This is a genomic window from Flavobacterium aurantiibacter (genome assembly GCF_002251775.1).
In the GTDB taxonomy this organism is placed as follows: Bacteria; Bacteroidota; Bacteroidia; order Flavobacteriales; family Flavobacteriaceae; genus Flavobacterium; species Flavobacterium aurantiibacter.
In genome coordinates this window covers 1-4,945 of record NZ_NOXX01000061.1, presented here as the reverse complement: position 1 = coordinate 4,945, position 4,945 = coordinate 1, and the positions used below count along the sequence as shown (strand labels likewise).

Sequence of the window (4,945 nt, the reverse complement as noted above, 5' to 3'; positions counted from 1 at the left end):
TTGTTCAATTTATTTTACTTCAAATAATTTCACCCAACGGGTTATATTATCTTTTTTAAATTCATTTAAATAGGTCCATGATTTTATTTTTTTCCCATTTACATATTTTTCCGCTTTTGAAATTTTACCATTATTATAAATTATAGTTAGTCCGTTTAGTTCATTATTTTTATGTTCGCATTTTTTTAGAACGCTTTCGTTTTCATCATAATAAATCCACCATTTCGTTTTTTTATTATCCAAATAATGACCTTCTTCTTTTTTGTTTCCGTTTTCATAATAGTAAAACCAATAATCTGTTTTTTCATCATTCAATATCCAGCCTTCTGCCTTCATTTTGCCGTTTTCAAAATACAATTTGACATATTCTTTTTCGGTAAAAGAAGTCAGTAAAATCACTAAAATAAGCAGTTGTATTTGTTTCATTTCAATTGTTTTGAATCTATCCTTGCCAAAACTGACTTTATTTTTGATTAATCAAATCAAGTAAATTCACATCATTTCCCAGTAAAATGTCATTTGAATTGATTCTTCCTTTTTCGGATGCATTTTCTAATTTTAAAACGCCACGTGGACAAACAGCAGAACAAATTCCGCATCCTACACAGGATGAACGTACGATATTTTCGCCTTTTTGGGCATAAGCTCTTACATCAATTCCCATTTCACAATACGTTGAGCAATTTCCACAAGAAATACATTGTCCGCCATTGGTAGTAATTCTAAATTTTGAAAACAATCTTTGTTGAAATCCCAAAATTGCTGCCATCGGACAACCAAAGCGACACCAAGAACGACTACCTAAAATAGGATAGAAACCGGTTCCAATAACACCCGAAAAAATAGAGCCTATGTACAAACCATAAGCGGAACGCAGCGTACTTCCTTGAATAAAAAACACTTCTTGGGTAGTTCCTGTAAAATGAAGTACCAACAAGAGTAGGATTACTACAAAAAATCCAATAGCACCTATTTTTGCATCTTTACCAAGTTCTTTTCCTTTAAAATAGAGCACAATACCAAAAACAACACTTAAAAACGCAATGACAGCCATGATGAATACGTCACGGGTTAACCAAAAATTATTGCTATCATAACCTAAATAGGTATAAACCATGGCCACAGTCATCACCACAGAGAAAACCAAAACGATATGAACCAACCATCGTTCTAATTTCCAAGCCGATAATTTCTTTGATGAGAGTTGACGAAAAGAATCACCAGCAGTCTCGGCCAATCCGCCACAACCACAAACCCATGAACAATACCAGCGTTTGCCATATTTATAAGTTAAAATGGGAGAAATGACAAAAATAGAAAGTATTCCAAACAAAATAAGTCCTAAACCAATTGTGCCGTTAGATAAAAATCCATTTACAGACCACTCGTCAAAAATATAGTAATTGAGTGGCCAAATGGATTTTAGATCATAGTAAGGCAAATCACTATTCATTACATACATAAATTCTGGAATCAAAAAGGCAAAACCTAACTGAAAAAACAAGACAGAAAGTGTTCGAACTTGTTGGTAACGATTATGTTTGTATTTTAACATAAACTTGTAGCCAAATATAAAAATAGCAAAAGTATAAAGTGTTCCATATACAAACCATTGACTGGCATTCCTTCCACTCAATAATTGGCTTAACGGATCAAACAAACTGATGAGACCCGAATTTGGATTGCCATTTTCACCTAATCCTAAATACGTTGGAAGGAAATAAAGTACAATATAAAATGTAGTTAGAATAATGCCAACAATCCAACCCCAAAGACCTCGAGAAGAAATGGACTTAAACCAAACGCCATCATTTTTTATACCTTCTAACTTATTCAAATAAGCATCTCTTGCATAAATAACTGTTCCGATACTGATGGCAGCTAATGATAAACTTAAAGAAACTGCTCTATTAGGAAAATCAAAATTCAAAAATGCCAACATCATGATAAATAGACCTATAATTCCGATAGCTAATGCTACTTTTTGTTTCGTTGAAATGTCGGTAGCATCTGGTTTTGCCAACGACATACTATGATTGACTTTAGTACTCATTTTATACGATTTGAAGTTGGTGATTATATGCTTCTAAAATTTCTCTTTCATAATGTTTATAAAATTCGGGATCAAAATTAGCTTCTGATAAATGCTGTATTACATAATCTATTTCTCGTTGCTCTGTTAGCCATTTATCAAACGTTTCATGACGCATACGAATTCCAAAAGTGTTGATACCTAAAAACTTTTTTGTTTCTCTATGATACGCAACTGTGATACATTTTGTGTCATCTTTGTGTTTCCAATGAAAATGCTCTTCAAAATCGGATTTCATTTTTTCACTAAAAACCCAGCCATACGTTTGGTATTCAATAGCAAAAAATTTAGCAGAATTAAACCAGTGTCCGGGATTATATTGCATAGGATTTCCGCAAATAGTTTGTGCTAAAGTTTCACCCATCATCCTTCCTGTGTACCAAACCGCTTCAATTGGACGTCTGTTTCCTATGGCTTCATGTTGTTCGGCACAGTCACCAATAGCATAAACATCTTTTATATTGGTTTCTAAAAAACGATTTACTTTCACACCTCGTCCCAATTCAATTTTAGAAGATTTTAAAAAATCAATATTAGGAGATACACCCGCTGTTAAACCTACTACATTACAAGCAATCTCTTCACCAGTATTCTCAATTGTAACCGATTTTACAAAACCGTTTTCATCTGCATTTATGGATTTTAAATTGGTTGACAAACGCAAATCAATGTGATTGTTTTTGATATGACGATTAATCATTGCACTTTCACCTTGTGGCAAAACACCATTCCAAAAACTATCTTCACGAACTAAAAAGGTGACAGGAATATTTCTGGAATGTAACATTTCTGCTAATTCAATACCAATCAATCCACCGCCAACGATTACCGCTCTTTTACAAATTTGATTGTTGGGAGCATATTTCTCTAGGTTTTCTAAATCTTGTTTGTGATACATACCCATTACGCCTTTCAAATCTTGACCTGGCCAATCAAATTTACTGGGTTTTGATCCCGTTGCGATAACTAGTTTATCATATTTTAAAACTTCTCCTGAAGAAAAAATGACAAGTTTATTATCCGTATCTACATTTTCTACAAAAGCTTTTTTTAGATCAATACGATTTTTTTTCCAAAACCAATTTTCATAAGGTTGTGTATGTTCAAACTTCATGTGTCCCATGAAAACATACATCAAAGCTGTTCTTGAAAAAAAGTAATCTGATTCTGATGAAATAATTGTAATTTTTTTTTCTGATTGCTTTCTAATATGCCTTGCTAGAGTAACTCCCGATATACCATTGCCTATTATTACAACATGCTCCATTTTGATCTTATTTAAACTTAAAAGAGGAATTTAGATTTCTTTAAAAAATGGCTCGTAGCCCTAAATTAAATGATTGACCCAGTCCACTATCACTGCCTCTCACAAATTTACTATATAAAACTTCTACATTTAATGTTTTAGTGAGTTGGTATTTTGAACCGGCTCCTAAAGCAGAATAATTTTGTTCAAACTCATTCCCTAAGTCTACCAATTGAGCATGTTGAATAAAACCCAAAACTGTGAATTTTGATGTTGGGAAATAACTCAGGAAAACACCAGGAGCCAATTCAATGCTATTGTTTGCAAAACCTTCGTCTTTGTTGCCCAAAAATAAACGGGTTCCAAATTCAGAGAATAATTGAAATTTATTGCCCGGGAAAGTGTAATCATAAAAAAAGCGGTTTTGCCAAATAAAACTTTTTTGTGCCAAGAAACCGTTTTCATCACTCTCTTTGTCAAAAACCGGAATAAAAAATGAACTTTGAATAGAGAATCTAGGAAGCGAATTGAAAGGAGCTATTTTAACTGACGGAGCAATATGACCTAACCCACTTCTTGCTTCACCTGTTTCATTTTGAAAAGAGAAGACACTACCCGCACTTTTGTCCGCGAAAGAGTTTGAACGATACTCCACAATTAAACCAACATTAAATTTCTTGTTGTTACTGGCTCCAGTGAAGACTTCAACAGATGTTGTAAAAAAAGTAGATCTCGGTACTTCAAATGTTTCGCCATTTCTGTCTTCTTTGGTTTGTGTGTATAAATTATTAAACCATTTGATGTCCCATTTTCCTTTTTCTAACAGTTTTGAAGGAGTATAGGTTTGAATATTGGATTGTTCCGTTTCTTCAATTTCTTGTGAAAATGAGAATTGAACCAATAAAATACTAACTAGTATTGATAATTTTAGTGATTTCATACGCAACATGTTTGTTCTACATTAATGTTTATTTAAGCTCCAATCGTAGGTGTAAAAAGCTACTTTAAAATTGGCAGGAATTGGCTCTGATTTGTATTTATTTAAAAAATCGATATACGAACTTTTAGTGGATATGAAATCTTCTTTGTACCATTCGAATATTTGGGATATTTCCACTTTTTTGCTTTTTACATTGACTTTGATAAAATCCGGATTATTGATAGCCAATTTGGTTTGTTGTTCCAATTGGTGTTCTAAATTTTCAGGAGTGTAAGCAAAGTTTGTTATCGGTGGACAACCATTTGCTCCACACACCAACACAAAATGAATTCTAGCATCTTTGTATTTTTCCCGAATCATTTTATTTTCAATATCATTTAGCGTTAGTTTGGTACCTGCAACGGTATATTTTGTTTTGTCAAAAACACCGGTTATATCCATTGGCGATTTTATAGGATATTTTTCTACAATGGCATTAATCATCACGATGTTGTAAGCATTAATAAAAAATGCTTTATTGACTTTTGGGTCATTGGATAGACTGAATGTTGCAATTTGTTTAACTAAATCTTCCAGTGTTTTAGGGTCTTTTTTAATAGCCTCATAATTTACTTTTTTAGCTTGCACATATTTTTTCAGGAAAATGTCTGTGTTTGAAAAAAAAAAA

Annotated in this window: 5 protein-coding genes; all 5 read right to left on the bottom strand. The window is 32.7% G+C overall.

The genetic code is table 11. From position 1 onward, the window contains the following. Positions 1-9: 9 nt before the first annotated feature. Positions 10-426, bottom strand: coding sequence for a toxin-antitoxin system YwqK family antitoxin (locus CHX27_RS00730; RefSeq protein ID WP_094484870.1), 417 nt, complete (start codon positions 424-426; stop codon positions 10-12). A gap of 37 nt (positions 427-463) precedes the next feature. After that, the gene (locus CHX27_RS00725; protein ID WP_094484869.1) at positions 464-2,053 is read right to left on the bottom strand and encodes a 4Fe-4S binding protein; all 1,590 of its coding nucleotides are present in this window, start codon (positions 2,051-2,053) and stop codon (positions 464-466) included. 1 nt (position 2,054) lies between these two features. Next, positions 2,055-3,359, bottom strand: coding sequence for an NAD(P)/FAD-dependent oxidoreductase (locus CHX27_RS00720; RefSeq protein ID WP_094484868.1), 1,305 nt, complete (start codon positions 3,357-3,359; stop codon positions 2,055-2,057). Between the two features lie 40 nt (positions 3,360-3,399). Continuing rightward, entirely contained in the window at positions 3,400-4,278 is an 879-nt protein-coding gene (locus CHX27_RS00715) for a transporter family protein (protein ID WP_094414391.1), read from the bottom strand. 21 nt (positions 4,279-4,299) lie between these two features. Continuing rightward, positions 4,300-4,945 (bottom strand): DUF547 domain-containing protein (locus CHX27_RS00710; protein WP_094484867.1); only part of this gene is annotated, 646 nt, incomplete at its 5' end.